The 19,598-nt window shown below is 63.5% G+C and carries 7 protein-coding genes; 3 read left to right on the forward strand and 4 right to left on the reverse strand.

Annotation, left to right across the window (positions count from 1 at the left end):
• Nucleotides 1–16 precede the first annotated feature (16 nt).
• A complete protein-coding gene (locus ACE3PR_RS11035) occupies nucleotides 17–1,498 on the reverse strand; it encodes a M48 family metalloprotease (protein ID WP_374371648.1) in 1,482 nt (493 codons plus the stop codon).
• A 226-nt stretch (nucleotides 1,499–1,724) separates the two neighbouring features.
• Between ACE3PR_RS11035 and pip the strand changes: the two genes are divergently transcribed.
• The 3 genes from pip (at nucleotide 1,725) to ACE3PR_RS11050 (ending at nucleotide 7,254) form a co-directional block, all read left to right on the forward strand.
• On the forward strand, nucleotides 1,725–2,675 hold the full coding sequence (gene pip, locus ACE3PR_RS11040; protein WP_374371649.1) for a prolyl aminopeptidase: 951 nt from the start codon (nucleotides 1,725–1,727) through the stop codon (nucleotides 2,673–2,675).
• Nucleotides 2,676–2,863: 188 nt separating this feature from the next.
• A complete protein-coding gene (locus tag ACE3PR_RS11045) occupies nucleotides 2,864–5,602 on the forward strand; it encodes a glycosyltransferase family 2 protein (RefSeq protein ID WP_374371651.1) in 2,739 nt (912 codons plus the stop codon).
• Nucleotides 5,603–5,610: 8 nt separating this feature from the next.
• A complete protein-coding gene (locus tag ACE3PR_RS11050) occupies nucleotides 5,611–7,254 on the forward strand; it encodes a glycosyl hydrolase family 17 protein (RefSeq protein ID WP_374371653.1) in 1,644 nt (547 codons plus the stop codon).
• On the opposite strand, the gene ACE3PR_RS11055 is transcribed toward ACE3PR_RS11050, so the two are convergent.
• The 3 genes from ACE3PR_RS11055 to ACE3PR_RS11065 form a co-directional block, all read right to left on the reverse strand.
• Nucleotides 7,223–7,618, reverse strand: coding sequence for a hypothetical protein (locus ACE3PR_RS11055; RefSeq protein WP_374371655.1), 396 nt, complete (start codon nucleotides 7,616–7,618; stop codon nucleotides 7,223–7,225). The genes ACE3PR_RS11050 and ACE3PR_RS11055 overlap by 32 nt on opposite strands.
• Before the next feature lie 49 nt (nucleotides 7,619–7,667).
• Nucleotides 7,668–8,618: a signal peptidase I gene (gene lepB / locus ACE3PR_RS11060; RefSeq protein ID WP_374371657.1), complete on the reverse strand. Its 951-nt coding sequence runs from the start codon at nucleotides 8,616–8,618 to the stop codon at nucleotides 7,668–7,670.
• A gap of 128 nt (nucleotides 8,619–8,746) precedes the next feature.
• The coding region (locus ACE3PR_RS11065; protein ID WP_374371659.1) for a DUF5801 repeats-in-toxin domain-containing protein at nucleotides 8,747–19,598 on the reverse strand (10,852 nt) is incomplete at its 5' end.

Below are 19,598 nucleotides of genomic sequence, written 5' to 3' on the forward strand. Positions count from 1 at the left end.
TTCAGGTGCCGCTCGTTCAGTAGCTGACGATCTTGACGATCTGGCCGGCCTGCAGGGGCTGGCCCTGATCGAGGCGGTTGAGGACCTTGAACCAGTCGAGCTTCGCTTCATCGACCGCCATGCGGTTGGCAAGGCTCTCGACCGTATCGCCCGCCTGCACGGTCACGAGACGGATGCGCTTGGGCTTGAAGCCGGAGGCCTCGCTGGCCGAGATCTGGCGGAAGGAATTGGCGGTGGCGGAGAACGCCGATTCCTGGCCGCTGAAGGCGCCCTGGGGGGCGGCGAAGAGGAAACGGTAGACACGGTTGTCGACGAAGCGTACGGCGAGCAGGCGGAAGGTGGCCTTCTGGTTGTTGATGCTGCCCTGGGCGATACCGGTCGCCCCTTCCATGCCGTTGATGTTGACCCGCTGCACGCTCTCGACCTTGGCCTTGGGGTTCCACTGGCTCTGCACATAGCTGACCAGATCACCGACATTGGACGGCCCCATGTCAAAGATCAGGGCACCATTCTGCCCCTGGGCCATCACCGCGTCGGGCTGGTTCTGGATGCGATAGCCCTGCGGCACCGTGAAGGCCAGTTTGAGATCGGGATGGATGAAATCGCGCCCGCGCACGATGCCCTGCTTGGGATCGTCGCCATACATCATGCCGTCGATCTGCTTGAGGTATTCGTTGCGCGCCAGCATGGCATTGGGTTCGACCGGCCCGGCGGCGTTGATCGCCTGCTGCACGCGGTCCGCCGTGCGCGGATGGCTCTGCTTCATCGAATATTGATCGGCCGCCGCCGCATTGCCGGCAAGCCGCGCCTGCAGGCGGGTATCGGCATCGAGTGCCGCGAGGAAGCTCGCCATGGCCTGCGCATCGTAGGTGGCCCGGCGCAGATAGCGGACACCCAGGGTATCCGCTTCGAATTCCTGATCCTGGCTGTATTTGCCAAGATAATTCGCCGCCACCTCGTTGCCGAGCGCGCCCATCATCTGGGCACCCTGTTCGCCGCCCAGGATGGCACCCAGCAGCGTGCCCAGGGTGGCACCCACCTGCGCCTGCTGCTGCTGGCCGATCCGCTCGGCCGTGTGGCGCGCGGTGACATGGCCCACTTCATGGCCCAGCACACCCGCCATCTCGGCCTCGTTGACGGCCAGCGCCAGCAAGCCGCGCGTGATGTAGATATAGCCGCCGGGCAAGGCGAAGGCGTTGATATCGGCCGAGTTAAGGAGGGTGAAAGTGTATTTTACTTCCGGCCGTTCCGAGGTCGCCGCCACGAACTGGCCCACGGAATCCACATAGCGGTTGAGGGCCGGGATCTCGTCATAGGCGCCGCCGAACTCGGCCAGGATCTTGGGATGCTCCTCGGCACCGATCTGGGTTTCCTGCGCCTCGGTGACCGAGGTCGAGAAGGTCCGCCCGGTGGCCGGGCTGGTGGCTTGCATGCAGCCCGACACCAAGGCGGCGATGGTGGCAAGGGCCAGGGCGGGGAGCAGGTGCTTGGTGCGCATGAGGGCACTCCGGAGGTCGGTGATTCTTGAATCTGGCCGCAATATTAGCGTGGCGCGGGGGTCCGGCGGCCAGATTTTTCAGCTTCACGCAGGATTGAATTTTGCCGCAACGCACCTAAGGAACGCGGCTACCGGCTACTAGAACTCGTTGAATCGGTCCTGGTTCCGCATGCTATAACCGCCCGGCCGGAATTACCCGCGACAGCAGAAAGACCGCCCGAACATCATGGCCGCCAAGGACCTGTATCCCGAGATCGAACCTTTTCGGGTGGGAGAACTGCCCCTCGACGACCTCCACAAGATGTATTTCGAGGAAAGCGGCAATCCCGACGGTATTCCCGTGGTGTTCCTGCATGGCGGTCCCGGGGCCGGTGCCAATGCCAGCCATCGCCGCTTTTTCGACCCCAAGCATTACCGCATCGTCATTTTCGACCAGCGCGGCAGCGGCCGGTCCGGCCCGCTGGGCGAGATCCGCAACAACACCACCCCCCTCCTCATCGAGGATATCGAGCGCCTGCGCCGGCATCTGGGGGTGGAATCCTGGTTCGTCTTCGGCGGCTCCTGGGGCTCGACCCTCGCCCTCGCTTATGCCGAATTCCACCCGGACCGGGTGCGGGGCCTGGCTTTGCGCGGCATTTTCCTGTGCCGGCAATCCGAGATCCAATGGTTCCTGTATGGCATCCGGGAATTGGCGCCGGAAGCCTGGCGGGCTTTTTCGGGCTTCATCCCGGAAAACGAGCGGCACGATCTGCTGGGCGCCTATCACAAGCGCCTGATGAATCCGGATCCCGCCATCCACATGCCGGCCGCCCGGGCCTGGAGCGTTTATGAGGGCAGCTGCTCGACCCTGCTGCCCAGCCCCGAGACCGTGCAGGCTTTTTCCGGCGATACCCTGGCCCTGGGCCTCGCCCGCACGGAAGCCCATTATTTCCTCAACAACATCTTCCTGCCCGACAACTTCCTGCTCGAAAATGTGAACCGAATCCGCCACATCCCGGCCGTCATCGTCCAGGGTCGCTATGATTTGGTTTGCCCGATCCGCTCGGCCGACGACCTCGCCCAGGCCTGGCCGGAAGCCCGCTATCAGATCATCCCCAATGCCGGCCATTCCGCCATGGAACCGGGCACCCGCGCCGCTCTGGTCCAGGCCATGGAGCGCTTCAAGGAATTGGGGTAGGCGGGCAATCGCGCAGCGATAGCTAGGCCCCACCCTGCGGCGGAACCGCCGCATCCTCTCCCGGTCACGGAACTATCCCAGAGGCCTCACGTTTTCTTGTCACGCCGGGCTACAGGGAGCACTTGCAAAAAACCCGGGAAGAGCGGATTTTCTGGCGCTAAAGCTCTTCTCGAGAATTCGGACAACACATGCGTTTGAGCAATTGGCTGATCGGCCTCGCCGTGGCCGTCATGGTGGCGGCTGTCTGGTTCGTGATGAACCGGCCGGTGGAGGAAAATCCCTTCGAGGGGGATCTCAAGAGCCTTTCCTATGCAGCCTGGCGGCAAGACCCCGGGCTGACGCGGCTTGATCCGACCGAGGATCAGATCCGGGCCGATCTTGCCGTCATCGCAGCCCAGACGCGGTCCATCCGCACCTACGAATCCTCCGGCATCATGGGCCGCATTCCGGCCCTCGCCGCCGAGCTGGGCCTGACCGTGACCGCCGGCGCCTGGATCGATGTCGACACCACGCTCAACGAGCAGGAAATCACCAACGCCATCGCCATCGCCCACGATGTCGGCAGCGTCAACCAGCTCATCATCGGCAACGAATTCCTGCATCGGCATCGCGAACCGACCGAGACGATGGATTTCGACGAAGCGAAATCGCTCCTCATCGGCTATCTGCGCCGCGTGCGTGCCGCCACAGACGTGCCGGTCTCCACCGCCGAACCCTTCGATCTATGGCTCGAGAATCCCGATCTGGTCGCCGAGGTGGATTTCATCACCGTCCATCTGTTGCCGTTCTGGAACGGCATCGATGTCAACCAGGCGGTGAAGTGGACGATGGAGCGCTATCGCGCGGTCCAGCAGCGTTATCCGGACAAGCGCATCCTCATCGGCGAAGTCGGCTGGCCGAGCGAAGGTCTGACCCGCAACACGTTGCCGGAAGAGCCGGCGGAATACCAGGGCACCGGCGGCGCCGAGGCCTCGCCGGTCAATCAGGGCATCTTCGTCCGCCGCTTCCTCCTCGAGGCGAAGAAGGAGAACATCGATTACAACGTGATCGAAGCCTTCGACCAGCCCTGGAAGATCAAGACCGAAGGTGGCGTCGGTGCCTATTGGGGCCTGTGGAACGCCGACCGGCAATTGAAGCCGGCGCTCGAGGGGACCCTCATCAACTTCGCCGATTGGCAGAACTTTGCCATCGCCTCGGTGGTGATCGGCCTGCCCTTCGTCCTTTTCATGCTGCGCTCGGAATTGGGGATGAGCCGGCGCGGCCGCTTCTTCATTGCCCTTCTGGGCTATGGCGGCGTGCTCACCGCCGTCCTCATCTACGCCCAATACAGCCAGCTCTATCTCTCGCTCTACGATTTGATCGCGCTCGCCGCGGTGGCGCCGGCCTTCCTGCTGCTGCTCGCCATTTTCCTCATCGAGGGGCTCGAGATGGCGGTCAATCTGTGGCTGGGCCAGACCCAGCGCCGCCTGGTGCCGCCGCCGCTTCATGCCTCCTGGCGGGTGCCGAAAGTGTCGGTACATGTGCCCTGCTATAATGAGCCGCCCGACATGATGATCGAGACCATCCAGGCGCTGGAGAAGCTCGATTATCCGGATTACGAAGTCCTCATCATCGACAACAACACCAAGGACGATGCGGTCTGGCAGCCGGTCGAGGCTTATATCAACAGCCTCAACCGCCCGAACTTCCGCTTCTTCCATCTGCCGAAATGGCCGGGCTTCAAGGCGGGTGCGCTCAATTACGCCCTCACCGTGACGCATCCCCAAGCCGAGATCATCGCCACCATCGACAGCGATTATGTCGTGCGGCCGCGCTGGCTTTCGGACCTCGTGCCGCATTTCGCCGATCCGCAGGTGGCCTTGGTTCAGGCGCCGCAGGATTATCGCGACGGCCATGAGGATCTCTTCAAGCGCCTGTGCTTCTGGGAATATGCCGGCTTCTTCCATCTCGGCATGAAGAGCCGCGACGAGAAGAACGCGATCATCCAGCACGGCACCATGGCGCTCATTCGCCGCCAGGCCCTGACCGATGTCGGCGGCTGGAGCGAATGGTGCATCACCGAGGATGCGGAACTGGGCCTCAAGCTCTTCGAGAGCGGCCACCGCGCGGTCTATACCGAGAAGAGCTATGGCCGCGGCCTGATGCCGGACAGTTTCGACGCCTATCGCAAACAGCGGTACCGCTGGGCCTATGGCGCGATGCAGATCCTCAAAAAGCATTGGCGCGAATTGCTGCCCTTCAGCGGCAAGCGCCTGGAACCCTCGCAGCGATACCAGTTCCTGGCGGGCTGGCTGCCCTGGATCGCCGACGGCCTGCAATTGTCCTTCGTGGCATTGGCCATCGCCTGGACGCTGGGCATGGTGTTCTACCCGCAATTGATCGCGCCGCCGCTGGCGCTCTATCTCTTCGTCACCATCGGCATGTTCCTGTTCAAGGTCGGCAAGTCGTTCTGGCTCTATGCCGAGAAGGTACCCTGCTCCTTCCTCGACAATCTCGGTGCCAGCCTCGCCGGCCTCGCCCTCTCTTACGCGGTCGGCAAGGCGGTCTGGCGCGGTGTCTTTACCTCGAACCTCCCCTTCCACCGCACGCCGAAGATGGAGAACGCCCCGGCGGCCCTGCGCGGCATCGTCACCGCCTGGGAGGAGACGCTGGTTTTCCTGATGCTCATCGGCTGCGGCCTCCTCACGCTCCATGAACGCTGGATCGAGCAGGATGCGCGGCTCTGGGCGATCCTCTGCTTCGTCCAGGCTTTGCCCTTCGGCGCGGCGCTGGTGCTCTCGATGATCAACGCGCTCCGGCTCGGCCGCGGCAAGCGGCCGAAGCAGCCCTCGCTCCAGGCGGCGATCGCCCTGGCCGACGGCCGCACGCCCAAAGGGCCGGAAGGTCCCGACGGCATGGGCCCCACCCCCGAACGCGAAGCGGCATAGGCCCGATCATGGGGACGCTCCTGCGCTGGCTGCCGCCGCTCCTCCTGGCGGCAGCACTCACCTACGGTTTCTGGGCCTGGATCGGACGCGGCATCGAGCTGCCGCCTGCGCCCGACCCCAAGCTCGCTTGTGTCAGCTACACGCCCTTCCAGGGCGACCAGACGCCCTATGACCGGACGCTGGTGATCCCGCCCGAACAGATCGCCGCCGATCTCGACCATCTGAAGCCGGTCACTGATTGCGTGCGCATCTATGCGACCGACCAGGGTATCGACCAGACCGTGCCGCTGGCCGCCGAGCGCCAGATGCAGGTGCTGCTGGGGATCTGGATCGGCAGCGAGCCGGAATCCTACGAGCCGCAGATCGCCCGCGCGATCGAACTCGCCAGGGAATACCCACAGGCCGTGAAGGCGATCATCGTCGGCAACGAGGTCCTCCTGCGCGGCGAGCAGAGCGGCGAACGTCTTGCCGAATTGGTGACGCGCGTGAAGGCTGCGACCGGCCTGCCCACGACTTACGCCGATGTCTGGGGCTTCTGGCAGAAGGCGCCGCAATCCCTCGTCGACGCGGTCGATTTCATGACCATCCACCTCCTTCCCTATTGGGAAGACGATCCAAAACCCGCCGAGGAGGCCATCCATCATCTCGATTATGTGCTGGAGACGATGCAGGCGCAGTTTCCCGGCAAGGTCCTGATGGTGGGCGAGACCGGCTGGCCCTCGGCCGGCCGCGCCCGCGAGGATGCGGTGCCCAGCCTCGTCGAACAGGCGAAATATCTCCGCCTCTTCATGCGCGACGTCGCCGCGCGCGGCATTGATTACAACATCATCGAAGCCTTCGATCAGCCCTGGAAGCGCCACCAGGAAGGGGCGGTCGGCGGCTATTGGGGCATCTTCGACGGCGCGCGCATGGCCAAGTTCGACTGGTTCGGCCCCGTGAGCAATCACCCGGATTGGCAGGCCAAGGCCGGCCTGGCCGTCGCCATCGGCCTTGTTTGCCTAGGGATCGCGCGCTTCCGCAACGTCACCGCCGGCTGGCGCGCGGCCTGGCTCTTTTCCTTCCTGGCATTGGCCGGCGGCTCGGCCGTGGCGCTGCAATTGGACCGCGCCTCGCTGATCACGGTCTCGGGCTTCGACGGCGCGGTCGAGACCGGGCTGCTGCTGCAATCGCTCCTGGTCCTCACCCTGGCCTTGCGGCCCATGCCGACCCTGGGCACGGCGCCCCTGGCGGCGGCGGTCGATTGGGCGGCCCAGGCGCGGATGCCGGTCCCCTTCGTGGGCCTGCTGCGTTTCGCGGTCTTCGTGGGGGCGGCGACGGTGGCTTTGGCGCTCGCTTTCGACGGGCGCTATCGCGGCTTTCCGCTGGCGACCTATGGCCTGCCCGCGATCCTCTTCCTGGTGATCCAGATCCGCGCCGGCGTCTTCCTGAAACCCTCGGCCGATCCAGATCTCGCCGATGGCCGCCTCTCGCGCGTCTTCAGCGCGATCTTCGTCGGATGCGGGCTTTATCTTCTCTGGGCGGAAGGCCCGAAGAATCTGGAAGCCCTCGCCTTCGTGGCGATCCTGGCCCTCCTCACCCTCAACCTCGCCGGTGCCTGGCGGCGGGATGCCGCCTTCGCGGCTAACGGCGCCGCAACAGCGCCGACAGGCTGAGGATGAAGCCCGCCCCGGCAGGGCCGGCATTGTAGAGGACGAGGCCGGCGGCACCCGCCGCGAGGCCGAGGCCGATCGCCCATCGCCAGCGTTTCGCCAGCGCCAAGCCGCCGCCCAGAAGTGCTGCGTAGGACCAGCCCCAGGCCATGTGGAACTGGATGAGCAGCAGGCGCGGCCCGCAATACCAGGGCGCATCTGCCGCCTGGCAGGAAAGCCCCACCGGCGTGTTCTCAATCAGGCCATAGCGCAGATAAAGCGCTGCCCCCAGGCTCGCCAAAGCCAGCACGGCCCAGGGCCAAAGGCGCCACAAACGCGGTCGCCGGGCGGGTTCCGCAGCGAGGGAGGAAGTCACGGTCTCGGTCATGGGCCAGAGTTTTAGGGAAAGCCGTGGCCGATGGCAACCTGCGGCCCACTCAATAAGGCAACAGAGACTGCCCGATCCGCGACCAGTCGCGCGTATCCTGCTCGGCCCCCGGCCAATAGATGAAACTTGCGAGGCCGACGATGTCGGCAATCGGCACCGGGCCGTCATAGCGGCTGTCGCGGGTGGCATCCCGGTTATCGCCCAGCACGAAGATATGGCCGTCCGGCACCAGGATGGCGGTATCGGGATAAGAGTTGCGTTCGAGGTCACGCAGGATCGGATAGCTGGCGTCGGTTCCGCCCTCGTTCGGCAGCGTCTCGCGGAAACGCGCCAGCGGCGCGCCGTATTCCCGCGGATAGGTGCCGTCGGGCAGGGCCGTGAGCGCACCGCCATTCAGCGACAGATGGCCATCCGCCGTTATCGCCACCACATCGCCGGGCAAGCCGACCAGGCGATGGATGAAGACCGTGCCCTCCTTCTGATAGAGCACAAAGGTGCCACGCCGCAGCACCGCCCGGTGCCCAGGTGCCTTGGCGGCAAGGATGCGATCGCCGGGCACGAGATTGGGCAATGAACTGCCCGAGGCGATCGAGAAGGTCTCGACCGATGCGTCGACGGGCGCCACTTCATAGGCGGCGAGGTTGAGCGCGAAGAGACCCACCACATAGGCGAAATAGAATCTGAGCCGCGGCAAGGGCCGCTCGGCCCGCGCGCGTTGATCCCGGCGCAGGATGCGCACGGCATCGACGGCACCCAGCACCTGAATCAGCAGCGCCCCGCCGATGCCAAACGCCGCCTTTGGAAAATCCGGCCAGACCCAGCGGAAAGTGAAGGCCACACCGAGCCCCGCCAGCACCACCACGCCCCACCAGAGGAGACCGCGCCAGGGATGCCCCGCATGAAACTGCCCGAAGCCCGGCAGGACCAGCGAGAACAGAAACACCACCCAGGCCCGGCGCGGTTTCACGGGCTGTCTCATCTCGAACTCGGTCAACGGCATCGGCACTCCCGCGCGTGATGTGTTTGCAACCTCGCCACCTTAGAAAGCGATACCGGATTCTGGCAATCGCCGAAAGAAAAAGGCGGAGCACATGGCCCCGCCTTAATCCAAAACAGCCGCGATCAGGCTTAGATCACGTTGTTGTCGCTATCGACGACAACCACGTTCTGGCTGACAAACACATAAGCCGTGATGTCACCGGCAGTACCGGTATTGCCATCGCTATCGAAGGCATAGACCTTGTAACCCGACGGCTCGCCGGTGACGTTGCTGGTGATGTCGTGCCAGAGACCTGACGCGTCATCCAACTTCAAGGTGTCACCGGCATTGCCTTCGATCGTGACCACATCCCTCGTGGGTCGGAAGCCGCCGTCGGTCGGATCGAAGGTGGCACTGCCCACATCGATGACATCCTGCGCGCTGAGCACGAGCGTCTGGTCTCCCGAGCTGGACAACCGGATCGTCTCGATGTTGTCGATCTTGTCGCCGGCAATCGCACTGCCGAGATCGAACGTTCCCGCTCCAAGGAGCGAGAGGTCGAGAATGTCGGTGCCGGCCCCGCCGTCGACATCGTCGCCCAGCGTGTAGAAGATGGTGTCATCACCGCCATTGCCGTTCAGCTTGTCGGCCTGCGCGGTGCCGGCGATGGTGTTGGCATTGCCGTCACCATCAACCTGGGTGCCGATCCCGATGACCAGATGCGCTTCATCGAAGTCGCTGGGATCACCGGTCTCCTGCAGCTTGTAAAGGAAATCCTCCGCCTGGCCGACGGAACCGCTGTTGCTGTTCGGCGTGTAGTCATAGGTGCCATTCATATCGATGACCAGGGTGCCATACTGGCCGTTGATCACCGTGTTGTTCGCAGTGATCTCGTGCCAGACATTGGCCGCATCCTGGACCCAGATATGCGTGGCATCGGCACCGGAATTGTCGTTGGAGCTGATGTTGCCGCTGATCGCTTCCCCGGTATAGATCGTGGAGGCGGGAGTCACGACTTTGTTCTGCACCACAACGTCATCGATGGTGATGCTGGCGCGATTGTTCTGGCTGTTATCACCGCTCGGGCTGGTGTCTGTAACGGTAAACACAACCCGGTATGTGCCATCGCTGGTTATGGCAACCGTATTTGAGCCATTTGTGATTGCGACATTTGTAGCGCCGGTCACATCGTCCCAAGCACCGCTAACCCACTTATAAAGAGTGTAGGTCTCGGTGCCGTTGTTGGTCAGAGTAGCGTCAAAAGTGACCCTGCCGCCGTCGCTGCCGATAGTAAAGGTCGGCGTCGAGTACTGCGTCGATGCTGCATTGCCATTGTTGATATCCGTAATCCGCAGGAAATCGTCACCACCACCCGGACCGGTTGGGCCATTGGACGGGCTACCACTGGAGTAGTTTCCGTTGTAACCCCAGCTTGCGTCGTTAGCGCCGCCAGCCGAGGGCAAGATGGAGTTGGTGACGACCACCGCCGTCTCGAAGTTCCATGACTTGCCCGAGACCTCAGCCCAGCTCTCGGACGCCGGCACCTGCGTCACCGTGACATAGGCCTGGCTGGCGTCGTCGTTCGCGACCGGATTGGTATCGACCGTGAAGTTGACCGTCACCGTGGCCGTCGCAGTACCGCCTTGGCCGTCGCTGATGGTGTACTCGAAAGTACCTTCGGTTTCGCCGGCATTCGGGGTGAAGACGAACTTGCCGTTGACGTCATCCTTCGTAACGATACCGCCGACGGCGTTGCCGAACGAAACGATGCTCAGCGGATCGCTGTCCGGATCGCTGTCGTTCGCCAGGAGGGAGGCGAAGGTGATGTCTGCGGACGTCGCTTCACCCCCATTCACGACGTTGTCCAGAGCGACCGGCGTCTGGTTGATGTCGATGGCATAGCTGCCCGAAACGCCGCCGATATTGCCGGCGATGTCGGTGATCTGGGCGGTGAAGCTGTGACCGCCGCTACCCAGCGGCCCGGCCATGATATCGACATAGCCGTCGGTGATATTGCCGGCGGTCAGCGTGAACACGCCCAGCGAGGTGACGCCGTCGAACAGTTCGAGCTTGTCGCCCGCCACGGCACCGGTGCCGGCGAGGCCCACGCGAACGGTCGGCGTGGTGTCGTCGGTGTTGCCGCCATTGATGACATTGCCCAGGAACACGCCGGCATTGTCGTCGATGCCCAGGATCGTCGGCGCATTGGGCGCCGCCGTGTCGATATCGACCAACTGGCTGTCGACCGGGCCGGTGATGCCGTTGGCATCCTTCACGCGCACCTGATAGGTGACGTCGGTCGGGTGGTTGCTGGGATCGGCATAGTTCCAGGTGGTGCCGGTCTGCTGGTTGACGGCGAACCAGGTGACGCCGTCGATGCTGATCTCCACGATCTGCCCCGGTGCCAGCGCCGTATTGGTGCCGTTCACCGTCAGCGAAATATCGCTGGTGACGAAGTCGCCGGGCGCCCCCGTATCGTCGCTGATCGCCGTGATCTGGGCGGTCTGGGTCAGCGCGAGATAGGGCTCATTCGCCTGCAGGGCATAGGTGATGCCGTTATAGACGATGAACTCGATCTGCTGGTTATTGGTGCCATCGACATAATTGAGGAAGTGATCGTCGACGCGGATCGTCTCGCCGCCGTTATAGGTGATGAGCAGGTCGTTGCCGTCCTTGGTCACCGCCGGCGGGGGGCCGTCGGCATCGGTGATCACCACCGTGTCGGCCGCGCCCTTGGCCTCGAAGATCACGTCGTCGCCGTCGCCGGCCGCGAAGTGATAGGTGTCGTTGCCGGTGCCGCCCTGGAGATTGTCGTCGCCGGTGCCGCCGGTGATCTGGTCGTTGCCGCCCTGACCGTAGATCCGGTCTTCGCCGGCGCCACCATTCATCGTGTCGTTGCCGCCGATCGTGCCTTCCTTGGTGAAATTGCCGAGATCGGCCAGAATGAGCGCGCGCAACTCGGCATCCGTCTTGCCCGGATTGGCGGCCTTGAAGGCCTCCCAGCCGGCATCGGGCGCGCCGTAATAGATGCTGTCGCCGATCATCACGTCATTGCCGCCCGCCCCGTTGACGATATCGTCGCCGACCGGATCGGGGGTCGAGCTGCTGGAGCCGCCCTGCAACGCGGCCGTCAGCTCGTTCGCCGTCTGGATCACCAGCGGGTCGCCCAGCGGGGCGTTCGAGATCAGATTGCCGCCGGAGCCGTAGGTGCCGTTATTGGCAACCACGTTCGTGTTGTCGAAGAATTCGAGACGCGATTCGGTGACGCCCGAACCGATGCCGATCGCATGGACCGCCGCCGTGGGGTGGTCGGCGAGCAGGTCGAGATAGGCATCGTGCCCGCGCTTCATGTCGATATCGTCGACGCCGGTCGTCTCCGGCCCGCCGGTATAGACGGTGGGATCGCCGTCGGTCATGAAATAGGCCAGCTTGTTGTAGGTGCTGTAGCCGTCCTCGTTCTGGTCGACGAACCATTCGTTCGCGGCATCGAAGGCAGCTTCGTAATTCGTGTAGCTGCCATTCATGCCGGCGAAGAGATCCTGGATCTGGTCCACCAGTTCATCGACATTACCGGCATTGAGCCCGACAACCTGATATTCGAGAGCGGCCGTGGAGCCGAAGGCGATGAGGCCGATATTGAGGTTGCCGGTGAAGCCGGCGATGCTTTCGACGAAAGCTTCGACCGCATCGCGCAGCAGCGTCTCGCGCGCACCGTCCATGCTGAGCGACATGTCGCAGATGAGGGCGATCGAGTAATTCTGCCCCGGCACCACGATGGTTTCAGCCCCCCCCACATCGCCGATCAACAGATCGTTGCCGCCGGCGCCGTCGATGGCACCGTCCGGCGCGTTGGGTGAATCGTCGATGCGGTGGTCGGTCGGCTCGCCGTTCTGGTCGTGGACATTCTCGCCGACCACGAAGACATCCAGCACCGCGCCGTCCATCTCGAAGGTGGCCGTGGCGGTCGATTTGTCGCCGTCCTTGTCGCTGATTTCGTAGCCGAAGGTGAAATCCTCGCCCGTGGGCGCGATGGTCGCTCCATTGGCCTGGGTGAAGGTGACGTCGCCATCGGCTTCGATGGTGATGACGCCCTTGCCCGCCAGGGTGATGGTCCAGCCCGAGGCCGCATCGCCCGCGACCGTGCCGGTCGCATGCGTCACATTGGTGATCGGGTTGGTGGCGAGGCCGTCGGCACCGCCCTTGTCCGCGCCGCTGCCATTGTCGACCAGCAGATTGCCGATGGCGACCGCCGTGTTCAGCACCGCGTCCTTCTCGCCGAAATCGTCGTCCTTCGCCAGCGGTGTATCGTCGTCGATGGTGACGTCGATGTCGGCGATCGTGGTATCGCCGTCATTGTCGCGGATGGTGAGGGAGATGCGGAACGTGATGTCGTTCTCGTTCAGCCCTGCCGGATGCTGCAGCGGGTTGAGTTGGGTGATCTTGTAGGCACCCGTGGCGAGGTCGGTGATCTCTAGCTTGAAGATCTCGACGCTGCCCTGCATCACCACCCAGGCATTCGCACCCGTTGGCACTTGGAAAATGCTGGGGATGAACGGAGTCGTCGAGATACCGGTGAAGGAATAGCCGGTGAGGCCGCCGGTGGTGGCGCGGCCGTCGGCACCGAAATCGACATTGAGCGAGCCGACGGTACCGGACGTATCCGGATTCTGGTCGCCGGTGCCGTCCGGATTGCCGCCCGTCAGCGCATCGTCGTCCAGCGTGACGCTGGTCAGCGCATTGGCCGTGGGGCCGTCATCCAGGAAGACCAGGTTCTGGCCGATATTGGCGGTCGCAGTCGTGGTATCGCCGTCCTTGTCGACCACCGTGGCAGTGAGCGTGATGAGGTCGTCGGTGAGGAGGAAGGCCGGCTCGTTGTGAGCGCCGGTCGGATGCTGGATTGCGCGCTGCTGGTCCAGCGTCACCTCGCCCGAAACGTTGTCGACCGAGACGACGAAAACCGTGGCACCGCTGCCCTCGGCCGATGCGGCGTCGAAGCCTTCCTTGCCGATGACCTGGCCGTTGACCAGGAACAGGAAGATATGATTCCCGGTCGCGGTATCGATGAGGCCGGAATCGGCGCCGTCGGCGCTGACGCCCAGCACATAATTGCCGACACCGCCCGCGCCGTCGGCGCCGTAAGTCGGCGTGAAGAAGGACGAGAAATTCTCGCTGTCATTCGTGTCGAGATCGGTCTCGTCAACGATCGCCGAGATATTCTGTTCGTTGGCGGCGAGCGTCGGCACGTCGTCGTCGATATTGACGGTAACCACCTTGAATTCGTCGCCGGCAACGTTGGTGGCGTTGATCCAGATCGGGAAGGTCAGGTTGTTCTCCTGCCCGCCGGTGGCATGCTGCAGCGCCTGATAGAGATGGACCGTCAGCACGCCCGTCTCGGTCAGATGGATCGTGAAGACGGGGTTGTTGCTGTTATCGCCCTCGGCATAGGCCGTGATCGACTCATAGCTGACCCCATTGGTCGCCGACCAGGCGATGCGCTCGCCATCCGCGGTACGGAGGAACTCGCCGTTGCCGTTCTGGACGAAGCCGCCGGAACTCTGGGCGAAACCGACGGTGAGCGTGCCCACATCGCCGCCCCAATTGACCGAGATGCTCTGCTGCCACACCGCCTCGGTGCCGCGGCCGTCGCCGGGGAGCGCGAGACCTTCCCCGCTGTCGCCGGCATCCTGGTCGTCATCGCCGTTTCCGGATTGATCCCCGGCATTGCTGGCAAGACCGTCTTCGTCCAGCTTCACCGTCTCGACGGTAAAGCTCGGCTTCTCCGCCGCTTTCGGCTCGATGCTGAAGGTCGCGGTGTCGAAATCGGTATCGCCGTCGGTCAGCGTGTAGGTGAAGGTCAGCGTCTTGGGCGCCGCGATGGCGCTGCTCTGATTGTAGTTCCAGGCGCCGTTCGCGGCGTTCACGGTCAGCGTGCCGCCATCCACCGGGATGGTGATGAACCCGGCCACCGGCGCGTAATTATTGCCGTCGAAAGCGATGTTCGAGATCGACGCGCCGTCGGCGCCAAGGACGTCGTTCGAGAGCAGGCCCGTGGCCGCGCCAAAGGAGATCTCCGGCGTGGCATCGCCATTGATCGCCACCACCACGTGATTGCCGTCATTCTCGGCATTCGGCACATCATCGACGATGTCGATGACGAGATTGCCGCTCGATTGGTCGCCGTCCAGATCGTGAACCACGACCGGGAAGCTGTCCGTCGTGTCGTCGCCGCTGGTATTCGTGGTCAGCGCATAGGTATAGCCGATCTGGCCACCGGCGCTGTTGCCGCTGAACCAGTCGATGGTGATTGAGCCCGAATGGCTGCCGGCCACAAAAAGGGTCGTCGGCAGCGGGCCATTGGCCAATTGGTTATAGGAGATGAAAGTACCCCCGATCGTGACGCCAGCAAGGCCGTCCGGCGCGGTCACGGTGATAATTCCGCTGGTCTTCTCCGAATGCTCGTTATTGGGAATGTCGTCGGCCGTCTCCGCCGAACCGGCGGGCAACCCGGCCTCATAAACCTTGGTCCCATCCTCGCCGGCCACCGGCAAATCGAGCGTCGTGCCCTGGTCGGTGATGCGGATGGTGAGCGTCGTGCTGCTGGTGTCGCCGTCCTTGTCGGTGATCGTGTAATCGAACACGTCCGACACTTGCATGACCGGCGGCACGAAGGGATCGCCGTTGAGACGAGTATAGGTGTAGTAACCGTCCTCGAAGATCACCAGCGTGCCGTACTGGCCTTGGATGCTGAAGCCGGCGCCGTGGGTGATATCGTTGACGACGACCGCCGGAATATTCGCCTGCTGGGCGTCGATCGCCGTCAGCTTGGCACCGTCGGCGCCGACGCGGTCGGCGTTGATCGCGCCGATATCCGTGCCGATGCCGGTGATGACATTGCCGTCGGTGGTCAGCGCGCCGTTATTGAGCGCATCCGAGTCGAAATAGGCGATCGGCGCGTCATCCTGGATATCGACATGAAGCGTGAGAGACGTGGTGACACCGAACGGGCCGGAGAAGTTGACAACAAAATTATTGGCGTTATCGACCACATTGCCGCCATCGTTCGTCTCGGGGCTGCCGTCATCCACCGCCTTGGTCAGCGTATAGCTGTAGGTGACCTGGTTGCCGATTTGGGAAATGGTCAAGAAACCGTTGCCGATGTTATACATGCCGGGATTGGTGACGACAAAACCGGCGGGCAGCGTGATCGTGTCGCTGTCGGTCAGCGGCGCGCTGAACTGCTCCGAACCCTTGTAGGGCTGGTCCGGGGAGACGGTCAGTTTCGATTCGCCGACATAAAGATCATTGGCGGTGATCTCCGGCGCGGCCGGGTTCTTGATCACGAAGGTCGCCGTCGCGGTATCGACGTCGCCGTCGCTGTCCTTGATCTGGTAGTCGAAGCTGAAAGTCTCGCCGCTGCCGAAATTGTGGCTCGTATCGGCGGTGAAGAACACATCGCCGCCGGCGTCGATCTTGATGACGCCCTTGCCGGCGATGGTGATGGTCCAGCCGTTCTGGGCATCGCCGGCGACGGTATTGCCGGGCGAAAGGATGCCGCTAATGCCGCCTTCGGCGAAGCCGTCGGCACCGGATTTGTCTTTACCGTTACCGTTGTCGTCCAGCACATTGCCCAGCAGGGTCTGGCTCGCATTCGCCGTCTCTGTGCCGAAATTGTCGTCCAAGGCGACCGGCCGGTCGTCATTGACCGCGATCTGGATCGTCGCCGTGGCAACGTCGTCATCGTTGTCGATGATGGCGACCGGGAAGTTCAGGATGTGGTCGCTCTCGAGCGTGGCCGCGGCCGTATGCTCGATCGCTTCCTTGAGCGTGAAAGTGAAGCCGCCGCTGGGAACCGCGAGGGTGATGACGAAGACCTGGTTCCAATCGTTGCTCCAGCCGGAATTGTCGCCGACGAAGCCGACCAGCTCGGTCTTGCTGTCATTCCAGTGCAGCTTGACCTGCGCGTTGTCATAGGCGCGCAGAAGACCCGGGATATCCGCGTTCTGCGCGCCCACCACGAAGCCCATGGACTTCAAGCCGTCGGCGCCGACTTCATGGGTGACGACGCCGGTGACGACATTGCTGCCGATTTCGTCGCCATTGGTATTGGCGCCGTCCTTGTCCTCGTTGCCGCCATAGAGCCAGTCTTCGTCGACGCGCCCGATCGAGAGCGAATGATCCCAGGGATAGGGATTGTCGCCGCCAACCGGCGCATTCGGATCGCCCAGGGCCGCCGAGTAATTCACCTTGGTGATAGTCGGCGTATCGTCGTCGATATTGACGGTGACAAAGGCCGTCTCGCTCTCCGAGCCGTCGGCATCGGTCACCTTGACGCTGATCTGGAAGCTGAGATCGTCTTCGTAATTGTCGCCCTCCGCTTCGCTGTTCTCGTGCTTCAGCGGTTCATTGAGGGTGAAGGTGTAATCGCCGCCGGCGACATCGGTCACCTCCAAGGTAAAGACCGGCCGCTCGCCGTCATCCATCTGGCCGTCATTGTCGGCATCGGCGAAGCCGGTCAGCGTCTTGGTCGCAGAATCCCAGATCGTCTTGACGGCGAGGCCGTCCAGCGTCTCGAGCCCGGTGAGGCCGAGCGCGGTGCCCAAGGTGATCCCGGTGATGGCGTCCTTGCCCGCGGTATAATCGAACTGGCCGATGAAGGTTTTGGAATCCGTTGTCGTGTCGTCGCCGATCGCATCGTCATGGGCGCCCGCATTGCCGCCGGAGAGGCCGTCTTCATCCACGCGGATCGCCGTCTGGACACTGTCGATCGTCGGCTTGGTGTCGGTGACCGTGAGCGTCACCGATTGCGTGGTCGATGCCTGGTTGTTGTCGGGCGTGATGTCGCTGCCCTCGACCGCATCGATCGCAACCGCCTTGATCTCGATCGTTTCGCTATCGCCCGCCGGCGGCACATTGGCCGGGCCGTTGACAAAGACCACGAGGTTGAAGGCGGCCGGGCCGGCAATATCCGTGACGTCGATGGCGATATAGCCGGGATGGCCGATATCGGCGCCGTCGAACTGGATCGCGGTCGGGCTCGCCGCATTGTAGAAGGTCACAATGCCGTTGCCGATCACCAGGGGGATCGACCAGCCGTCGCCCGGAATCTTGACCAGGATGTACTGCTTCTCGTTGCCGTCCGCCGTATCGGCAAAGGCGACATTCGTCTGGATATTGAAGGAAGTGGTGGCACCGCCGGCTTCCGCCAGCGACTGGCTGCCGGGCACGTCACCGGCGAAGCCCGGCTGCGCCGCCACAGCGTCGACGATGGCAAGCGCTTGATCGCCCGTTGTCGCGGTGCCGCCGATGGTCGATTGCATGGTGATGGTGACATCGCGCGAGTCATGCTCGGGCAGCGTCACGACGATATTGGCGCCGTCGCCATCGATAAGATCGGCGAGGAACGCCGCGCGCGATGCATCGGTGCCGGCACCGCCACTGGTCGGCGTGATGGTATTGTCGCTGCCGACCGTGAAGCTGAGGGTCAGACCACCGGGGCCCGACCAGGTCGCGGTGGAACCCGTCGGGAAACCGCCGATGACGACACTGTCGACCGCGTCACCCGGATCGAACGCCGTCGCCTTCAGGTTGAAGGTCAGCGAGAGGTGCTGGTCCGAGGGTTCATCGACATCGGTCTGGCCCTGCGAGGTCGCCTCGTCATCCTCATAGCCGCCGACACCTTCCCCAACGAAGGTCACCAGATCCTCACCGCCGGTCCGGTCGGTGATGGTGAGATTGACTTTCTGCGACGCCTCGGCCGAGTTGTTGCCCGTGGTGAGCTCGCCATCGGTCGGCGTATCGACCGCCAGCGAAATGATCTCGAGCTCGCCGACGGTCGTGCCGGCCACGTTGCCCGGGCCGTTCACGATGATCTTGACCGGCACGACGCCACTGCCGGTATCGGCAACGCCCGTAACCTCGAAGGCCAGATAGCCGGGATGGCTGGCGAGACCGCCCGGAATTTCGCTCGCCGTCCCGCCGGCAATCTCCACACCGGCGATGCTCCAATCGCCGGCCGGCGCCTTGATCAGGATGTATTGCTTTTCGCTGCCGTCGCCGAAATCGGCGAAGGTCGCGGTGGTGTTGACAGTGAAGACCGTCGAAAGCGGGGTTGCTTCCTCGTTCGACTGGTTGGCGGGATCGGTCAGCGCCGGCTGTGCCGCCACCGCGTCGACAGTCGCCGAGGCACTGGCCGGGGGGGTGATCGCAACACCGTCGACGACGGCATTCAAGGTCAGCGTCACATCGCGGTCGTCATGCTCGGCGAGTTTGATGTTGACCGTGGCGCCGCCCAAGGTGAGGGCGTCGAGGAGTGCGTTATAGGTGCCGCCATTCTGGCCGCGCACCAGGGTAATGGTGCCGCTGCCGTCAACCGGCAAGGTGAGCGCGCCAAAGGTCGCGCTGGCACCGGACGGAATCCCGGTGATGGTGACGGAATCGACCATGTCGCCGGCATCGGTCGGCGTGACCTGAAGCAGGAACGGCAAGCTGAGGCGCCCATCCGACGGATCGCTCGCCGCCTGACCGGCCGGGGCCGATTGGTCGTCTTCATAATTCGGCGCGGTATTGATGAGCGTCACCGCCCCCGTGCCGCCGCCGCGATCGGTGACGTTGAACGTGACATTGGCGGTCGAACTATCGCCGTCCTTGTCGGTGATGGTGTAGCTGAAGGTCTCGGTCGCATTGTCCTGGACATTCGGCGCGGTGTACCAGACATGGCCGTTGATGATTTCGAGCTTGCCGCTCTGGCTGCCGACGCCGCCGTTGTTGATAATCAGTGAATCCAGACCATCGGCGCCGGGCAGGTCGTTCGCCAGCAGGAAGTCGGCAATTGTGCCGAGATCGGTCGAGCTCAGCTCCTCATATGTGCCGCCCTTGTCATCATTCGCCTTGGGGCCGTCATCGTCGATGACGATGTCGATCTTGGCAGTGACGGTGTCGTTGTCGCCGTCCTTGGCCTCGACGCCGAACGAGAAGTTGAGGTTGTCCTCGTAGCGGATTTCG

Origin of the sequence: Dongia sp. (assembly GCF_041909655.1) — a bacterium.
Classification (GTDB): Bacteria; Pseudomonadota; Alphaproteobacteria; order Dongiales; family Dongiaceae; genus Dongia.

Coding starts and splice junctions, on each gene's coding strand:
- ACE3PR_RS11050 (WP_374371653.1), top strand. CDS start 5,611: ATGGGGACGCTCCTGCGCTGGCTGCCGCCGCTCCTCCTGGCGGCAGCA.
- lepB (WP_374371657.1), bottom strand. CDS start 8,618: ATGCCGTTGACCGAGTTCGAGATGAGACAGCCCGTGAAACCGCGCCGG.
- ACE3PR_RS11045 (WP_374371651.1), top strand. CDS start 2,864: ATGCGTTTGAGCAATTGGCTGATCGGCCTCGCCGTGGCCGTCATGGTG.
- pip (WP_374371649.1), top strand. CDS start 1,725: ATGGCCGCCAAGGACCTGTATCCCGAGATCGAACCTTTTCGGGTGGGA.
- ACE3PR_RS11035 (WP_374371648.1), bottom strand. CDS start 1,498: ATGCGCACCAAGCACCTGCTCCCCGCCCTGGCCCTTGCCACCATCGCC.
- ACE3PR_RS11055 (WP_374371655.1), bottom strand. CDS start 7,618: ATGACCGAGACCGTGACTTCCTCCCTCGCTGCGGAACCCGCCCGGCGA.